The sequence below is a fragment of the Brevibacterium sp. FME37 genome (assembly GCF_014897485.1).
In the GTDB taxonomy this organism is placed as follows: domain Bacteria; phylum Actinomycetota; class Actinomycetes; order Actinomycetales; family Brevibacteriaceae; genus Brevibacterium.
In genome coordinates this window covers 19247-36282 of the sequence record NZ_JABUYE010000006.1, presented here as the reverse complement: position 1 = coordinate 36282, position 17036 = coordinate 19247, and the positions used below count along the sequence as shown (strand labels likewise).

Below are 17036 nucleotides of genomic sequence, written 5' to 3'. Positions count from 1 at the left end.
AGGATTAAGCGCTCAGGCCTGTGGAAGGAGCGCCGCGTCCCCTAAAGCACACCCTTCGGACCGCGGGCAGTTCGCGATGGTGACCTGCACACCGCACAGCGGGTCCTCCCTGTTCCTTTGCACAACGCCCTCGATCAACACTTGGCTCGAATATGTCGTCGCCGGCGACGACATATTCGAGCGCACCGTTGATCGAGGATCATCGTGTCTCCGAGAGCCCATGCTTCGGCGTGTTTCCTACGGCCACCGTGCCTCGTGGACGTCTCTTCGTCTTCTGTTCGACAGCGGTTCTGATGCGAATGAACTGTTCAGCGGAGAAGATCTGCGACCATGTCAGCCGAAAGACCGTGTACCCGAGGTTGCGGAGGCGATACTCTCGACGTCTCTCGAGTTCGAATTCCTGCCTCGGATCTGCATTCTTCAGATAGTACTTTCCAGCACCATCGAACTCGGCAATGACTCCGGCTTGCTCGTTCGCGAAGTCCGTCCTCGCGACGAAATTGCCGAGCTCATCACGGATCACCACCTGCGGTTCGAATCCGGGTACGGAGTGCTCGACGAAGCGCACTGCGGTGATCGACTCGGCGATCGATTCTCGACGGGGATCGATATTCTCCAGCACCGAGGCGATCCGTGCCTGATGGGTTCTCGGCGGGCGGCTGCCGCAGTAGCTCACGAAGTCACCCGCGGACACGTGTGATTGGCGAACGGCCTCGTCGACTACGGCAACGGCGAATGCCAGTGGGAAATCACGGGCGATGTCGAACAAGGTACGCAGCACCGAAGTAGTGCGAATACCGTTGACCAACACCGTATCGTCGTCGCTGAGCTCTCTCTTTCGCAAAAGAATTGAAGCGCGGCACACACCGAATTTCGGATGCACTGCCTCCGCATAGGGGTTTGCGCCCTGGGCGAAGTAGGGAACCGACAGCCCATGGATGATCAGCGCACTTCGGTGCGAGAATACGGCATCCTGCGGTAGGTCATCGACGTACGATCTCACCATGACCCGCAGATCCTCTCCGGCCTTGAGCATTCCCTTCGATTCCTGCGGCAGGTTTGTGCTCTCGGCTTCGGCAATCGTGGCCACAAACAGGTGAGCAGGCTCCGCGCAGGTCCTCGTCACAACGTAAATGCCGCGACGGACGCGTCGCAGACAGCATCGTTCGGCAAGAGCGATCTGGTAGACATTCATTCCGGCGTTCTTGAGCTCCGCAGCGGACAGGCACGCAAACATGAGGCAAGCATCGCCGAACACTGTGATCATTACAACGGTGATGATCCAGGCTGTGGATCAGTCGTCACTCGAATGCACAGACAGCGGAAACGTCCGTCACACCCCGCCCCTCACTCCATAGGAGCACGAAGAGATTCTCCGGAAACCAACCGTCACCCGACACAATGCGGAGAAACCCGTGGCAGCCTTTCAGCGCGACCCAAACAAGACGACGCGCTGTCGAGACATTCGGTCCTCGATCAACGCGGCGTCAGAATATGTCGTCGCCGGCGACGACATATTCTGGCTAACTGTGGGTCGAGCAGACAACGTGACGCTGAGGCCGCACGGCTGAGCGCAACTGCAGCCGCTGAGGCCGCTGAGGCCGCTGAGGCCGCTGAGGCCGCTGAGCGCAGCTCCTGCGTGGCTACAGCCCCAGGTGCTCCTGAACATTGGCGGCCAGGCGTTCGGCCTGGGCCTGGGCGATGTCTTCGGTCTCGGCTTCGACCATGACGCGGATCAGCGGCTCGGTGCCAGAGGCCCGCAGCAGGACGCGGCCGGAGCCCTCGAGCTCGGTTTCGACGGCCTGAACCTCCGAGGAGACCTTCGGGTGATCGACCCCGTGCTTGTCGACGCCCTTGACGTTGACAAGGGCCTGCGGCAGCTGTGGAATCTCGGCAGCCAGATCAGCCAGAGTCCGCTTCGAATCGGCCATGCGCTTCATCAGGTGCAGGGCCGTCTGCACACCGTCGCCGGTCGTACCGTGGTCGAGCATGAGCACGTGCCCGGACTGCTCCCCGCCGAGGACGTAGCCGTCTGCGAGCATGCGTTCGAGGACGTAGCGGTCACCGACAGCGGTCTGGACGGTCTCGATGGAGTACTTGTCCATCGCGTGCTTGAGCCCGATGTTCGACATCACGGTCGTCACGAGCGTGTTCCCGGTCAGTTCGCCGAGTTCCTTGAGGCCGATCGCCAGGATGCCCATGAGCTGGTCACCGTTGATGACACGGCCCAAAGAGTCCACCGCCAGGCAGCGGTCGGCGTCGCCGTCGAAGGCCACGCCCAGGTCGGACTGGGTTTCCACGACGAGGCGCTGCAGCGGCTCCAGATGCGTGGAGCCGACGCCGTCGTTGATGTTGAAGCCATCGGGCTCGGCGGCGGAGACGATGACCTCGGCACCGGCCTGACGCAGTGCGGCGGGGCCGACGATGGAGGCGGCACCGTGGGCGCAGTCGACGACGACTTTGAGGCCGGACAGGGGACGTGTGCCCTCAGCGTCGAGGGAGCGTACGAGCTTCTCTGTGTATTCGTCGGCAGCGGCGGGATAACGGGAAATGCGACCCACCTCGGCGCCGGTGGGACGAACCCAGTCCTCATCGAGGATCTCCAGGATCGAGTCCTCGACCGAGTCATCGAGCTTCGTTCCGCCCGCTGCGAAGAATTTGATGCCGTTGTCGGGCATCGGATTGTGGGAGGCGGAGATGACGACGCCGAAGGCGGCACCGGTATCGGCGACGACGCTGGCGATGCCCGGAGTGGGCAGCATTCCCGCGTCGAGCACGTCGACTCCGGCGGAGGCAATTCCAGCGGAGATCGCGGCGGAGAGGAACTCACCGGAGACACGGGTGTCACGGCCGACAACGGCGAAGGGACGTTTGCCTTCCGGCCATCCGCGGGTGAGTACCCGCGAGCCTGCCACGGAGAGTTGGAGCGCCAGCCGTGCGGAGATGTCACGGTTGGCGAGTCCACGGACACCGTCGGTGCCGAAGAGTCGTGTCATGGAAAGTCCTTTCCTCAATTTCTCGTCGATTTTAGTCCATAGAGCCGCCGAGGCGTTCGTGCCGGACCGTGCAACGTCCGAAATCCGTGCGAGATATGTCGCCTGCATCGGTGCGAGGTGACGCCGCCGATGGCGGTGTGGCATATGAATGCACGAAATGCGGCCCCGAATCCGGTTCGGGGCCGCATTACGATGTTCATCGAGCTGAACTGTTGAGGACTGCACTTCAGCGGCAGACCAGGCGCAGTCCTGACAGCAGAATCAGCGCTTCGAGAACTGAGGTGCCTTACGTGCCTTCTTGAGACCGGCCTTCTTGCGCTCGGGGACGCGTGCGTCGCGGCGCAGGTAGCCTGCCTTCTTCAGCTCAGCACGGTTCGACTCTTCGTCGATCTGGTTGAGCGAACGGGCGATGCCCAGACGAACGGCTCCGGCCTGGCCGGAAGGTCCGCCACCGGAGATGCGCACGACGACGTCGAAACGTCCTTCGAGGTCCAGGAGACGGAAAGGCTCGTTCACGAGCTGCTGGTGCAGCTTGTTCGGGAAGTACTCTTCGAGAGTGCGTCCGTTGATGGTCCATTCACCGGATCCCGGGATCAGGCGGACGCGAGCGATTGCCTGCTTGCGGCGGCCGACTCCGTTGCCGGGAGCGGTCAGGGACTGTCCACGTCCGCCGGCGGTCTGTTCGCCCAGGCCTGCGGAATCGGGGGTCTCCGACGTGTATTCGGTTGCGGTTGGTTCTTCGACAGATTCTGTCGCAGTGGTGGTTTCTTCAGCCACGGTTCTCCTCGGTATGTCTAGAGCTGGGGCGCGCTTTACTGCGCGACCTGGCTGAGTTCGTACGGCTGCGGATTCTGAGCGGCGTGTGGGTGCTCTCCACCCGTGTACACCTTCAGCTTCTGCATCTGGGCACGTCCGAGACGAGTCTTCGGAACCATACCGCCGACAGCCTTTTCGACTGCGCGCTCGGGATTGGTGGCGAGAAGCTCGGCGTAGTTGACGCTCTTCAGACCGCCCGGGTAACCCGAGTGGTGGTAAGCGCGCTTCTGATCGAGCTTCGCACCGGTCAATGCGACCTTGTCTGCATTGATGATGATGACGAAGTCACCGGTATCGATATGAGGAGCAAAGGTGGTCTTGTGCTTGCCGCGCAACAGGCGTGCAACCTGTGAGGCAAGACGACCGAGCACCTGGTCAGTGGCGTCAATGACGTGCCACTGGCGCTCAATATCGCCGGGCTTGGGTGTGAACGTACGCAAAAGTAGCCTTCTTTTCGTATCTCTTGGTGTAGTGCTGATGACTCATCGGGTCGTGAGTCTGATGAGTCAAGGCACTCGTTGTCTTGAATCGGGTCTGTCCATCGAAATCGTCCCCTCACCTACGGGCCTGCAACGCATGAGGCTATGTAAGGGAGCACGACGGACACACACAACGACAATCAAATATACATGCATCCGCTCTCGCGGAGCAAACGCTCAGGCCAGTGCCAGAGCGGGTGGAAAGCTGAGCCGATACTATTGACCTGTGCCGCCTACATCCCTTCTGCCCACGCGCCTTCCCGCATACAGACTCCTCGTGCTGGGATCAGTTCTCGGGCTCCTGCTGCTCGTACTCGGTCCGGCACAGTCACCGGCCACCGCGGCGGATGAGTCACCGACTGCAGGCGGGGACTTCGCAACGACGGCGAGCACACCAGTGTCATCGACCACCTCAGCGACTGCGGGCACGGGAACAACGGATGCAGATTCGGATGCCGCAGGGTCCCCCGACGGCAAGACCATCGTCTACGGCATACCCGGCCTGACCATCAATGATATCGATCCGAAGCGCACACCGAACCTCTACGAGCTCTTCTCCAACGGTGCTGCAGCCAACCTCAACGTCCGCACCATCGGCTCAGCCACCTGCCCCGGTTCGGGCTGGCTGTCCATGGGTGCCGGCGCCCGCGCCCAGGCGGGTCCGCCGACCGACCCGGAACAAGAAGGAAGCAAGTCGACCTGCCCGTCTCTGAGCGCTCCGTCCACCGGCGAAGAGGCAGTGGGCAAGACAGCCGAAGATTCGGATAGCACCACGAAATCGAGTGGTGGAGCAGCCGTATCGGGTGATGAAGATCTCACGAAACAGCAGGTGAAGGGTACGACCACTGCAAGGATCGATGACTTCGAGTCCATCAAGGAGCCGAACATCGATTCTGGCTACTCGGTGGACTACGGGATGCTCGCTCGACTCGTGCGTGAACAGGGGAAGGCTGGCTCTGAAGGGACGACTGTGCCTCAGGGGACAGACGCAGCGGGACATGCTTCGCAGCTTCAGCCCTGCGTCGCCGCCGAGGGACCGGGCGCGGCCTACGCCGTCGCCGACGAGAACGGCGTTGTGGCCAACTACACGGACGATGCCGCCGCCACAGACTGCCGGCTCGATCTCGTTGACTTGGGCTCGATCGGCTCTTCGGCCTGGCTCTACGATCCAATCCCCAACTTCTCCTACACCGTCCCTGTCTTCTTCGACCGTGACGAACGCGTCGCCGAGGCCGACAAACGTCTGGGCGACAAACTGCAGCAGGTGAAGGAGAACGCAAAGCCGGGAAGCGCGGAGCCGACGATCATGGTGGCCGGCCTCGGCGACAGTTCGGGTCTGCCGCAGCTGCGCGCCTTCGTTGCCTCCGGTCCCGGCTACGAACCGGGCAGCCTGTCTTCACCCAGCACTCGCACACCCGGGCTCCTGCAGATCACGGACATCGCTCCGGGAATCCTTGACCAGTTCGGCATCTCCTCTCCCAGCGGCATCAAATTCGACAACACGCCCAGCGAGGACGATCCGCACAAGCGCATCGACGACCTCGTGTCCGAAGCGCAGAAGGCGACGTCGATCTATCAGCATCTGTCGACGTTCTCCCTCCTCCTCGACATCATCTTCTATGTCCTGTTCCTCCTGTGCGGACTCCTCCTGAGCCGCAATCTCCTCGGTCGCCGAGGCGGTGCGACGGTGGCTCCGAAGGTGCACCGATTCCTCGCCTGGGTCTCACTGGCCGTCGCGACCGTGCCGATGAGCGCGTTCGTGGCCAGCCTGTTCCCGTGGGCCAGACTGCCGCACCCCGGGTTCGGACTCAGCGTGTCGATCGCTGTCTCAGCAGCGCTCCTCTTCACAGCCTCTCTGCTCCCCCCGTGGGGTCGCACCTGGCGCGGTCGTGTGGCTGCACTCTCGCTGCTGAGTTTCCTCATCCTCTCCGCGGATCTCATCACCGGTTCGCATCTGCAGGGGAACTCGCTGCTGGGCTACAACCCGATCGTCGGTGGCCGCTACTACGGGCTGGGCAATCAGGGTGCGGCGATCTTCATCGTCAGCCTCTTCATCTTCCTGGGTCTTGCGATCTCCTGGCTGAGGGCTAAAGGGCATCGCCGGATGGTCTTCCTCCTGCCCCTCGTCCTTGGACTGTTTGCGGTCTTCGTGTCCGGGAACCCGGCATGGGGTGCGAAGTTCGGTGGCACGATCGCCACCTTGGCGGGCCTGCTTGTGCTGTTGGCACTGGTCAGCCGCATCCGCCTGTCCGTCTTCCGCCTCGTGCTCATCGGCCTCGCCTCCTTGGCAGTGCTGCTGGGCATCGCATTCCTCGATTGGCTGCGCGTGCCCGGGGCACGATCACACTTCGGGAACTTCTTCGACCAGATCGTGACCGGTGAAGCTCTGCAGGTGGTCGGTCGCAAGCTTGGAGCCAACCTCCACATCATTCAGATCAACCCGGGACTGGCGATCGTGACTCCTCTTGCAGTCATCGCCATCCTGTTCTTCCTCCGCTACCTGCTCCACTTCCCCAGCATTGCGCCCACCAGCCGCACGGGTCGACTGACGAACAAATGGCGCGGTCGCCTGCCGCAGGTGTTCGCGGACCAGGACATCCACTTCGGGTTCCTCGCCGCGGCCACAGGCATGGCGGTGGGTCTGGTTCTCACGGATTCCGGGATCGCCGTGCCTTCCACCGGTGCCATGGTGCTGCTGCCCTACCTGTTGGCCCTCAGCGCCGAACACGCGAACGAACCAGTCACAGACGGAAACCCAGATCAGGGCAGACCACGCCACGACACTCCAAGTGGGCGCGGTTCAGGTGGGCGCAGTTCAGGTGGGCGCGGTTCAGGTGGGCGCAGCCGCCACACCATCCTCATGGCTGCCAAGCCCGCAGCCGCCTCGCCTGCCGCCGACTCCGCTGCCACCGACTCCCCCGATGGTTCGACCGGGACCGGGAGGGATCGGACATGAGGGGCAGTATCTTCCCGTTGCGGGTGCTGCTGGGCGTCTTCGTCATCGCCCTGCTCGTCCTCGGCCTCCCGCCGGCTTCCCAAGCGAGCACGAACACGAACACGACCGAGAGCAACAGCACAACCGCCAATACCGCTGCCTCGGCCAGCAATACTGAGAGCACCACCTCGGCGAACACTGCCACGGACGCCCCACCTAAGACACCCGAATCGGGCACCGCACCGATCTTCATCGGAGTGTCCGGCTTCAGCTTCGAAGACCTCGACCCGCGCACCACCCCGAATCTGTGGAAGATGATGAAGTCCGCGCAGATCGGCACCATCACTCCACGCAGCGTGCACTCCAGCAGCTGCCCCGTCGACGGCTGGCTGGGTGTCGGGTCGGGCCGTCGCGCCGCCGACGAACCGCGGGAGGAGTGCCGTCAGTCTGCCCCACCGCTCGATGGCTGGGTCGCGGACTGGGACGTCTATCGCCAGGTGGCTCGTGGGGACAACTACGATGCCCTGTTGGGCGGACTCTCCGAGTCCGTACCGACGATCAAGGCTTTCGGCTCCGGTGCCGCCATCGCCGCAGCTTCACCCAACGGGCATGTCACTGGGTGGACTCCGGCCGGCGATGACCTCGCCGACAAGGCCACCCAAGCCTCGGAGGGTGGTGAGCTCTCACTCATCGACCTCGGAAACACGACCGCGGACGGATACTCCCTTAAGAACCTCGACAAGCGGGTCGGCACGATCCTTGCCGCCACAGGGTGGAGCGACGGCAACGCCGCCCAGGGACTGTCATCTGGGAAATCGCCGGTGATCTTCTCCTCCATCGCTGACGGTGCCAACGACGGCTCCTCGATGCAGGCGACGATGATGCTTCAACCCGGAGGTGCCCCGGGACTGCTGACCTCCTCGTCGACACGTCAGCCGGGTCTGGTGCAGGTTCCTGACATCGCACCGACGCTTGTCGAACTCAGCGGCGGTGAACCCATGGCCAATGCGGCCGGTGCTCCGATGACCTCTGACACCGGAGGCAGCTGGGAGTCTCGCTACCAGGCCGTTCTCGACCGTCAGGTGGCGGTGAAGACCCAGAACGAACTGTCCACCTGGTTCTTCCCCGTGGTCGCTGCGCTCATGATCGGCCTACTGGTCCTGGCCTGGTTCCTGCGTAAGAATCATCGCGATCTCATCCATTCCGGTGCCTACCGGCTGGGCACCGTCTTCGCCGCAATGCCGGTGTCGACCTACCTCGTCAACACGGTGCCGTGGGAGCGAGCGACCAACCCGGATATTGCGATGTTGGGAGCCCTGGTCGGCTGGTCGCTGATACTCGGAGCCATCGCCCTGCTCGGACCGTGGCGCGGGAACAAACTCGGGCCGATGCTCTTCATCTGCGTCGTCACAGTTCTCGTCCTGGCCTACGACGTGATCACCGGTTCTCAGCTCCAGATGTCGACGCTGCTGGGCGAGCCGCTGCTCATCGCATCGAGGTTCTACGGCATCGGCAACTCAGCACTCGCGCTCTACTGCTGCGCCCTCCTGCTGGCCGTCGCCGGGTTCGCATCGCTGACAACCCGGCCGATCGTGCGCATCCTCATCGTCACCGTGCCGGTCCTCGTGTCGAGCGTCATCCTGGCCGCCCCGGGGCTGGGCACGAAATTCGGGTCCGTGCCGACGCTGATCATCGGCGTCGCCTACCTCGTCCTCGCGGCCGCGAGCATCAGATTCTCACTCAAACGCATGGGCCTGACGGTGGGGATCGCCGGCTTCGTTATGCTGGCCGTTCTGTTCATCGACTGGCTGCGCCCGGCCGATCAGCGCACCCACTTCGGCCGTTTCTTCGATTCCATCATCAGCGGTGAGGCCCTGAGCGTGCTCGCCCGCAAGATCGGCATGAACATCGACATCCTGACCCAGTCATGGATGACACTCGTCCTGCCGCTCATCATCATCGGCGTGTTCTGGCTGGCGCTCGATCCGCAGCGCTTCTCACTGCAGGGCATGACCGACTCCTACACTCGGATCCCACTGCTGCGGGCCGGCATGATCAGCCTCGCCATCCTGCTGGGGGTCGGCACCATCATCAACGACTCGGGAATCGTCGTCCCCGCCGTGGGCATCCTCTTCCTCGTTCCCGTTCTCGTCCACCTCGAAACCTTCGATCCGAACCAGACGGCAGACAACGGCGGTCAGACGAAAGGCTTCAGTTCCGTCTGACCGCCGTCTGCCCTCACACGGCGGTTCTGCGCCGGCGCACCATGGTCACTGCCATGCTGCCGGCGACGATGAGTGCGAGTGCCGCCGCCACCAGGTTCAAGGCATCGAAGCCGGTGCGCGGCAAGTCCCCGCCGTCCTTCGAGCCGTTCGCGTTGTCTCCGCTTCCGTCCGCATTCGCCGAAGTGGCCCCGGAGGCGTCCGCGTTCGCACCGTTTCCGTTGGAACTTGCATTCGACCCGGAAGCGTTCGCCGATCCGTCATTTCGACCATCGGCATCAGCGTTTGATCCTGCACCGTCGGAGGTGCCGTTGTCGCCGGCTGCCGCGTTCGCCTCATCGCCGACCTGCGCCGTGGCTTCGAACTTGTGGCTGACCGGCAGCGGGTTGTCATCCCACCACTGCCCGTCTCCGGCCTGCAAACCCACCTCGACGGTGACCTCACCGGAGGCGTCCGCGGGGGCGGTGACGTTGATGGCGACATCACTGGCACCGGCCGGGATCGATTCCAAGGTCATGGTCTTCGCCGCAGCGTCCACCTTCACCTCGGGGCCCTTCGCGGTCGCCGACTTCGCGGTCGCCTGGGTTCCCGTCGATCCGGAATCGGCGGCGCTGACGGTGTAGCCCTCGGGCAGGTCAACGGTCACCTCCACGGGTCCTGGCACCTCCGTCTTCGCGGTGGTGTTGAGAACGAAGTCCCTGCTCTCACCGGGCTCGATACTCTTGCCGGGGGCGGCGAGATCGACCTCGAGCTGGCCGTTGTCGATGACGTCCATGGCCAGGTCGGCCTGACGTTCGTCCTTGTCCGGTGAAACCTTCTCGTCGGCTTCTGTTCGCTCTTCGAAGTAGTCGACCCAGGTCTCGAAGTCTGTGAGCCCGGAGAGTTCGAAGTCACCCTTGGCGAAGGAGAAGAAGTTGTCTCCCCCAGCGGCGAGGAAGCTCAAGGTAGCGACCCTGTATTCCTTGTCAGGGTCAAGCTTCTTGCCGTCGACCTCGACCGACTTCACGTGTTTGCCCTTTCCCGCCTCGGAGTCGTAGACGACTTCGAGTTCCTCGGAGATGCCGAGGTGGAGGAACGGACGCGAGGCATCGTCTGGTTGCCACTGCTCTTCGAACAGGCCGATGACATCGGAGCCCTTCATCGTCACGACACCATGGTCGTTGGCGAAGGGCAGGACCGAGCTGAGCTCGGCGGCGGTGACTTCGCACTTATCTTCTTCGTTGTAGATGTCCTCGCATTTGAGGTCTGTGCGCAGTCCGCCCGGGTTTGTGATGCCGAAGTCGGCGTCGTCGAGCTGGGTGCCCTCGACTCCGTCCTTGAGTGCATCGGCGACGAGGTTGCCCAGGGTGCTCTCCGCACCGCGATCCTCTTTGCCGTCCTTCTTCGCCCGATTGATGTCCTCGCTGATCTCACCGGCAACGACAGAGCCCGGGACCTTCGCCTTCTCGTCAGCGTCGGCGATGATCTTTGCAACCTCGTCGACGACGGGCGAGTCGTAGCTCTTGTCCTCCGTCTTGATGAGACCGGAGTTCTCGGTCGTCCAGTTTCCGTTCGCATCGGCTTCGAGCTGAACCTGGCCGACGTATTCGCCGTAGCTGCCGGCCTCGATCACGGGTCGTGTCCGCTCGGGTGCGCCGGGTACGGGTGCCTCGAACGAGTACGGCAGATGGGTGTGACCGGTGAAGAGCACATCGACGGAGGCATCCGCCTCGGTGACCAGCTTCTTGAACTCGGCATTCGAGGCTTGCGCATCCTCCAGGCTCTCGGTGTCTGAGGCGCCGAGGTGGGCCTCAACGACCGTCATATCCGGCTGTTCATCATCGGGCAGAGCCTCGATCTCACCGGCGACGCGGTTGACGGCCGCGGTGGGGTCACCGAAAACGAGACCGTCGATGCCATCGGGTGAGACCAGTGATTTGGTGTCCTTGGTGACCACGCCGATGACGGCAACCTTCACCCCACCCACGTCGACCGTCGTGTAGCTCTGAAGCCCGTCGACGAGGCTGCCGGGCTTCTTGTCGTAGACGTTGGCGGCAAGGTAGGGGAAGTCTGCTTCGGAGGAGACTCTGCCGGTCAGTTCGTCGACGCCCTGGTCGAACTCATGGTTGCCGACAGCCGAGGCCTGAGCGCCGATGGCGTTGAGCACGTCGATTGTCGGGGTGTCCTGCTGGGAGGAGGAGACATAGGTGGAGGCGCCGATGTTGTCACCGGCGGAGAGGAACCCGGTCCCGGCAGTGCCTTCCTGGGCTGCGTACTTTGCGCGCTCTTCTTCGACGACCGAGGCGAGCTGTGTGCCGGCCTCGGCGATGCGTCCGTGGAAGTCGGTGATGTTGAGCAGCTGGACCTTGGTGCCCTCGGCTGCCGCCTGAGCGGAAGTGCCTGTGTCTTCTTCGTCTTCGGCGTCAGTGCCGGCGGATGAATCGCTTGGGGATGTGGTGTTCGGGGATGACTCGGGGATGCTGACCTCGGCGGGTGCTTCCTTGGGGGAATCACCTCCGAGAGATGCGGCGGCAACAGGGGCGAGTCCCGGCAGCGTCAACATTGACACCGCAGCTCCTGTTGCCAGCATCTTCGTGACAAATTTCGACATGTATGTGTTTTCCTTCAGTCATGACATCCACTGCACAGCACCTGCGCTTGTGCCTGAGTGGATCAAGCAGACTTATTCTGCAGGGCCAAAGCGAACGATGAGTTACCTACATTTGAATGTACACAGGATTCTCACATCTGGATAGGGGAATTCTCTCAAAAAAACGAGAGTTTCCCTGTCATACCGGATTATTCCTGAGAGCGACGTGCCATCGTCTCGGCCGCGCGGGAGGCATAGAGCTCGGCCTCGGGGTAGCCCACCCCGGTGAGGACGAGCCCATGTGCGGGCGTGACGAACATGGGGTACGAGGGATCGATCCCGACATCCGCCTCGGAGAGAAGTTCCGCAGGCCGAGTCACCGGCCAGGTGCCGGACCCCACCTTGATCAAGCCTCCCACCAGGGCACGGACCATGTGGTGGCAGAATGCATCGGCACGCAGATCGATCATGATCACGGCGTCCTGGTCCCGGGTTACCTCGAGCTCGTAGAGGGTGCGGATCGTCGTTGCACCCGCCCGAGGTTTGCAGAAGGGAAGGAAGTCATGCAGGCCCTGAGCCTCGAGTGCGGCTTCGGCCATCGCCTCGGCGTCGAGTTCACCTTTGTGCTTCAGGGTCACCGGAGTCAGAAGTGGGTCGATGAAGGACCGGCGGTCGGCGAGTCTGTACTGGTAGGTCCGCCACAGTGCGGAGAATCGGGCGTCGAATGCCTCAGGGACTTCGGATGCGGAATGGATGATGATGTCATCGGTGTCGTCGGCGGTGAGGACGCCGCGCAGCCGCGAGAGGAGTGCCGCCTCGGCGGGTCGGGAGGAGTTGCCGATGAGCTTCTCGATGCCGGGTGCGGGCAGGTCGATGTGGATGGTCTGGCGTCTGGCGTGGACGCCCGAGTCGGTGCGACCGGCGACGATGGTGGCCACCTCGTCGCCGGTGATTCTGGCCAGCCCTGCTTCGAGTGTGGCCTGTACGGTACGCAGGCCAGGCTGCTTTGCCCAGCCATAGAATTCGGTGCCGCGGTAGCCGAGGTCAATGCGAAACCGCGTCATGATCCGGCCGGTCCTCGCTGGTCCTGAACTCCAGACTGCTCCTCAGGCTGCGCCTCGATGAACGGTTCGCGGGCCTTGAAAACATTCTTAAACAGCCGTGACACGAAATGCTCGCGCTGCCGGTGGTAGAGGTCGACGTTCGTGTTGTAGATGCGGGCCCCGGACAGGATGCGCTCGGACAGCACGGTCAGCTGCCCGTGCAGGAGGCCGATGGTGGTGTCGAGCTCTTCCCGGGGGCTCGTCTGCATCACCGGGGTCGATTCGTTAGAGATTGCCTTGTCGCTGAGCTGGCTGGGAATCTGTGCCGCGTCGTCGATGGCGCGAGTCAGCGCTCTCTCCGCGGCAGCTCCGCGAGGCCCGAACGGAGCACGCTCGGCCGAGGTGAGCGCGAGTTCGACAGAGCTGAGATCTCGTGTGGTCACCTGCTGCAGGGTCCCGATGTAGGCGGGTACGAGGGCGTGCCGGCCGCGGATTTCGACGAGCAGCTGCCGTTTGGCCTCATCGCAGAGTGAGCGAGCCATCGACAGCTGGTTGAACCGCAGGAATGTCAGAACAAGGGCGAGGATGACCAGGGCGAGCACACATGCTCCGACAATGAACCAGACCATTCCCGCTCCCCCTTTCACTTCCGTTCCCGACACTTAAGTTTACGCGGGGTTCAGACTCGCCGCGAACCTGCCGTCGGTTCCTCATGAAGGCGTGAGCCTGCCGTCGCCGGCAGTTCATTGGGAGTTCGGACGGCTGCTATCCGCGCGGCGCCGTGCGCAGCGACATCAACGGTCCGTGCGGCGATTTCGGCAGTTCGTCGCCGGAGGGTCGCCTCGATGTCGCCCGTCCTTCACCCTGGGGGCGTGAACTGAGTTCTGTGAGAGTAGCGATCATTGCAGAGTCCTTCCTCCCCAACATGAATGGGGTCACCCACTCCCTCCTCCGCGTCCTCGACCATTTGGCCGACCGCGGCGACGAAGTCCTCATCATCGCACCAGGCACGCGCCGCGACGGCCCGAAGGAGGTCGCCGGAGCCCGTATCATCCGTGTCCCTTCGATCGCCCTGCCGAAGTATCGTCGGGTCCGTGTGGCTCCCGGCGGAGTCAGCCGCATCAGACGACTGCTGGAGGCCTTCGCCCCCGATGTCGTCCACCTCGCCAGCCCCTTCGTTCTCGGCTGGCGCGGGGTGCTGGCAGCTCAGAGCCTCGACCTGCCGACAGTGGCGATCTATCAGACCGAGGTTCCCGCCTACGCCGCCCGCTACGGCATGCACGGCATCGAGGCCATGCTGTGGTCGCATGTGCGCAACATCCACCAGCACGCCTCCCTGACGCTGGCCCCATCGAGCTACACCCTCGATCAGCTCTCCGGACTGGGAGTCGCCGAGGTGGATCTGTGGGCACGTGGAGTCGATTCCTCCCGCTTCGACCCCAGTCACCGATCAGAGGCTTGGCGTCGGTCGGTGGCACCGAACGGTGAGAAGATCATCGGCTACGTCGGCCGGCTCGCGGCCGAGAAGCAGGTGGAAGACTTGGCCGTATTGGAGGATGTGCCCGGCGCGAAACTCGTCATCGTCGGTGACGGACCCTGGCGGGCTCGACTCGAACGCTCGCTGCCGAACGCGCATTTCGCCGGCTTCCTAGGTGGCGATGCTCTGGCTCAGGCGGTAGCCAGCTTCGACCTCATGGTTGCTCCCGGCGAGCTCGAGACCTTCTGCCAGACGATCCAGGAAGCCATGGCCTCAGCAGTGCCCGTCATCGCCCCCGCTCGAGGCGGCCCGCTCGACCTCGTCGACTCCTCCCACACCGGGTGGCTCTACACGCCGAAGGACCTGACGGCGATGCGCGGACATGTCATCGACCTCCTCGGCGATGAGGCGAAGCGTCGAGCGTTCGGTGTCGACGGCCGCCAGCAGGTGCTGCGCCGCAGCTGGAAGAGCGTATGCTCACAGCTCATCGGCCACTATTCGCGAGCGATCGAGAATCCGCACCCGCAGGTCCTGGGCCGCGGCTTCACCGTCCAGACAAGCTGAGAGGCTCACTCACCTCTCAGGCCTGCGCGGACCATTCGGCGACAGTGAGCACGGTGGCCTGCTTGGGGAAGACTTTCTGTGTAAGCACCCGGTGGACTTCTTCGTCTCGATCGGCGCAGGCGTCGGAGAGCACCGTCAGCCGGTAGTCGAGGTCGGCCGCCTGACGAACGGTCGAAAGGACCACTCCGCTGGTGACCACACCTGCAAGGATCAATGTGTCGGCTCCGTAGCCGCGCAACATCACCGCGAGATCGCTGCCAGCGAAGGCGCTGATACGACGCTTCGTCACGATCGGCTCGCCCTCGTGGCGGCCCAACGTGTCGTGGATGCTCGTCGAAGCATGAGCCTCATCAAGATCACCATGGGCAGCAATCTGCTTGAACGATGCAGTCTCTGGAAGTTCAGGATGACCATTCCGCAGAGCAACGCGCACCCAGACGACGGGAATCCCCTTCTCTCTCGCGGCAGCGACCGCATCACGGGCACGCTCGAGGACACCGGTCTGGGTGAAAGCCTCATCCCCGGCGATGCCGTTCTGGAAGTCCATGGCGAGTAGGACGGGGCGGTGTGTTGCAGTCATCGTGTCTCCTTCGCAGTACTGCGCGACAGCCGAGTTATCTGCTCGTTGAGACATGAATCGGTTGCCGTTCTACCGCCGAGGATACTCTTCGTTCGAAGCACCCGTCACCGAGGTCTGCTTTGGGCTTCAGACGAGGTTCGGTCTTTCCCGTTCGTCCCGTTCGACCTGCGGGACTCGCTCAGCGGTTGAAGATAGCTGACCTGGCAAGTCGATACAGGAACCTGGAAGGATGGCCACCATGCCAAAGGTCTATCCGCAAGAATTCGGTGACACCGTCGTCCCCGCCGTACTGGGTCGGGGCAAAAGGTCTGGAGCCACCCAGTTCGCCGAAGAGTGCCGAGTCCTGCGCAGCAAGGCCGGGTATCTGTCGCATGCGAAACTGCCGCTAGAGGGTGCCATCTTCAAGGTTTCCGACACATTAACCAGGACACGCTGATGTTGCTCATCATCATCGGCGCCACGTTTCAGGGCGCGGCCAATGCTGTCGTCGGCCTCACCGTCAGTCCAGGATCGATGTTTCTCTTCCTCGGGTGTGCGTTCCTCGTAGCGTCAATCACCGGGATGCTCCTCAAGGCCACGCACAAGACTGCCGATGCGAAGATCGGAACGGCGGACGCTGTCGCGTTGAACCTGGCAACCGCAATCACTTTCGGTGCTTTCTATCTTGCACTGATCTGGATTCCAGCTTCGTTGGCTGCGGGAGCCGAAGCAGCGGCAGCCCCGCTCGCGGCGCTTGTCATCGCCAGTTTCAAAAATCGTCTGCCACCTCTTCGCCTCTGGTTGATCTCCATCACGATCTTCCTCCTCTCAATCGGGTTCGGCTGGTCACAGCACATGACGGGGGCGTCGGCTCCCGGGCTCGGCACGATCATAGGAATGCTGCTCGGCGTCATTGCAGGAATCGGGCTTGCAGTTCTCGCGACGATTTCGCGCAGCCTTTCCACACAAGGCGTCTCAGCATATTCAATCTTGGCAGTGCGCTACCACGCCACCTATATATTGGCGTTCGTCTGCGCCGCGGCGAGCTGGCGGGAGTACCCTTCCCTAGCGCATGCCGGATCACTGGTGATGTGGTTCGTCCCTCTCGGGCTCGCTGCCGTCGCGCTGCCACTCATCATGATCCAATCCGGGATGATGAGAACATCAGCCACCATGACGTCAGCCATCATGGCATCAGTCCCAGGGATCAGCTTCATCACAGAAACGGTCATCTTCCCAGGAAGAAGCTCAATCAGTTCCTGGATATTGCTTGTCGCTCTCATCCTCACCGTCTGCTTCTACGGTCGAACAGAACACCGTGCGCCAAAGACCGTCAGCCGAAAACTGACCGTGTCAGATCAGCAGACATAGCCTTC

The 17036-nt window shown here is 62.9% G+C and carries 13 protein-coding genes; 5 read left to right on the top strand and 8 right to left on the bottom strand.

Annotation, left to right across the window (positions count from 1 at the left end):
* Nucleotides 1-199: 199 nt before the first annotated feature.
* From INT29_RS08895 to rplM, 4 genes are all read right to left on the bottom strand, one after another.
* Entirely contained in the window at nt 200-1267 is a 1068-nt protein-coding gene (locus INT29_RS08895) for a hypothetical protein (RefSeq protein ID WP_193071422.1), read from the bottom strand.
* A gap of 376 nt (nt 1268-1643) precedes the next feature.
* Nucleotides 1644-2996: a phosphoglucosamine mutase gene (glmM, locus tag INT29_RS08890; RefSeq protein WP_193071421.1), complete on the bottom strand. Its 1353-nt coding sequence runs from the start codon at nt 2994-2996 to the stop codon at nt 1644-1646.
* A 261-nt stretch (nt 2997-3257) separates the two neighbouring features.
* Nucleotides 3258-3773 carry a 30S ribosomal protein S9 gene (gene rpsI, locus INT29_RS08885; protein WP_101574132.1) on the bottom strand — a complete coding sequence of 172 codons (516 nt, stop codon included), beginning with the start codon at nt 3771-3773 and terminating at the stop codon, nt 3258-3260.
* Nucleotides 3774-3808: 35 nt separating this feature from the next.
* A complete protein-coding gene (gene rplM / locus INT29_RS08880; RefSeq protein WP_101574133.1) occupies nt 3809-4252 on the bottom strand; it encodes a 50S ribosomal protein L13 in 444 nt (147 codons plus the stop codon).
* Between the two features lie 316 nt (nt 4253-4568).
* Between rplM and INT29_RS08875 the strand changes: the two genes are divergently transcribed.
* Both INT29_RS08875 and INT29_RS08870 read left to right on the top strand, forming a co-directional pair.
* Nucleotides 4569-7247 carry a hypothetical protein gene (locus INT29_RS08875; RefSeq protein WP_193071420.1) on the top strand — a complete coding sequence of 893 codons (2679 nt, stop codon included), beginning with the start codon at nt 4569-4571 and terminating at the stop codon, nt 7245-7247.
* A complete protein-coding gene (locus INT29_RS08870; protein WP_193071419.1) occupies nt 7244-9451 on the top strand; it encodes a hypothetical protein in 2208 nt (735 codons plus the stop codon). The genes INT29_RS08875 and INT29_RS08870 overlap by 4 nt, the downstream gene beginning before the upstream one ends.
* A gap of 13 nt (nt 9452-9464) precedes the next feature.
* On the opposite strand, the gene INT29_RS08865 is transcribed toward INT29_RS08870, so the two are convergent.
* From INT29_RS08865 to INT29_RS08855, 3 genes are all read right to left on the bottom strand, one after another.
* The gene (locus INT29_RS08865; protein WP_193071418.1) at nt 9465-12038 is read right to left on the bottom strand and encodes a bifunctional metallophosphatase/5'-nucleotidase; all 2574 of its coding nucleotides are present in this window, start codon (nt 12036-12038) and stop codon (nt 9465-9467) included.
* Nucleotides 12039-12226: 188 nt separating this feature from the next.
* A complete protein-coding gene (truA, locus tag INT29_RS08860; protein ID WP_193071417.1) occupies nt 12227-13081 on the bottom strand; it encodes a tRNA pseudouridine(38-40) synthase TruA in 855 nt (284 codons plus the stop codon).
* Nucleotides 13078-13689, bottom strand: a complete 612-nt coding sequence (locus INT29_RS08855) for a LemA family protein (RefSeq protein ID WP_193071416.1) — start codon at nt 13687-13689, stop codon at nt 13078-13080. Before INT29_RS08855 ends, truA begins: the two co-directional genes overlap by 4 nt.
* Before the next feature lie 257 nt (nt 13690-13946).
* Between INT29_RS08855 and INT29_RS08850 the strand changes: the two genes are divergently transcribed.
* Nucleotides 13947-15101 (top strand): glycosyltransferase family 1 protein, encoded by a 1155-nt coding sequence (locus INT29_RS08850; protein WP_319020867.1) that lies wholly within the window; start codon nt 13947-13949, stop codon nt 15099-15101.
* Between the two features lie 16 nt (nt 15102-15117).
* Here the strand turns inward: INT29_RS08850 and INT29_RS08845 are convergent, their stop codons facing one another.
* Nucleotides 15118-15681 (bottom strand): cysteine hydrolase family protein, encoded by a 564-nt coding sequence (locus INT29_RS08845; RefSeq protein ID WP_101574138.1) that lies wholly within the window; start codon nt 15679-15681, stop codon nt 15118-15120.
* 238 nt (nt 15682-15919) lie between these two features.
* Between INT29_RS08845 and INT29_RS08840 the strand changes: the two genes are divergently transcribed.
* Both INT29_RS08840 and INT29_RS08835 read left to right on the top strand, forming a co-directional pair.
* Nucleotides 15920-16117 (top strand): hypothetical protein, encoded by a 198-nt coding sequence (locus INT29_RS08840; protein ID WP_193071415.1) that lies wholly within the window; start codon nt 15920-15922, stop codon nt 16115-16117.
* Nucleotides 16117-17031: a hypothetical protein gene (locus tag INT29_RS08835; protein WP_193071414.1), complete on the top strand. Its 915-nt coding sequence runs from the start codon at nt 16117-16119 to the stop codon at nt 17029-17031. Before INT29_RS08840 ends, INT29_RS08835 begins: the two co-directional genes overlap by 1 nt.
* Nucleotides 17032-17036 lie beyond the last annotated feature (5 nt).

Coding starts and splice junctions, on each gene's coding strand:
- INT29_RS08845 (WP_101574138.1), bottom strand. CDS start 15,681: ATGACTGCAACACACCGCCCCGTCCTACTCGCCATGGACTTCCAGAAC.
- truA (WP_193071417.1), bottom strand. CDS start 13,081: ATGACGCGGTTTCGCATTGACCTCGGCTACCGCGGCACCGAATTCTAT.
- INT29_RS08840 (WP_193071415.1), top strand. CDS start 15,920: ATGCCAAAGGTCTATCCGCAAGAATTCGGTGACACCGTCGTCCCCGCC.
- INT29_RS08895 (WP_193071422.1), bottom strand. CDS start 1,267: ATGATCACAGTGTTCGGCGATGCTTGCCTCATGTTTGCGTGCCTGTCC.
- INT29_RS08835 (WP_193071414.1), top strand. CDS start 16,117: ATGTTGCTCATCATCATCGGCGCCACGTTTCAGGGCGCGGCCAATGCT.
- INT29_RS08855 (WP_193071416.1), bottom strand. CDS start 13,689: ATGGTCTGGTTCATTGTCGGAGCATGTGTGCTCGCCCTGGTCATCCTC.
- INT29_RS08865 (WP_193071418.1), bottom strand. CDS start 12,038: ATGTCGAAATTTGTCACGAAGATGCTGGCAACAGGAGCTGCGGTGTCA.
- INT29_RS08870 (WP_193071419.1), top strand. CDS start 7,244: ATGAGGGGCAGTATCTTCCCGTTGCGGGTGCTGCTGGGCGTCTTCGTC.
- glmM (WP_193071421.1), bottom strand. CDS start 2,996: ATGACACGACTCTTCGGCACCGACGGTGTCCGTGGACTCGCCAACCGT.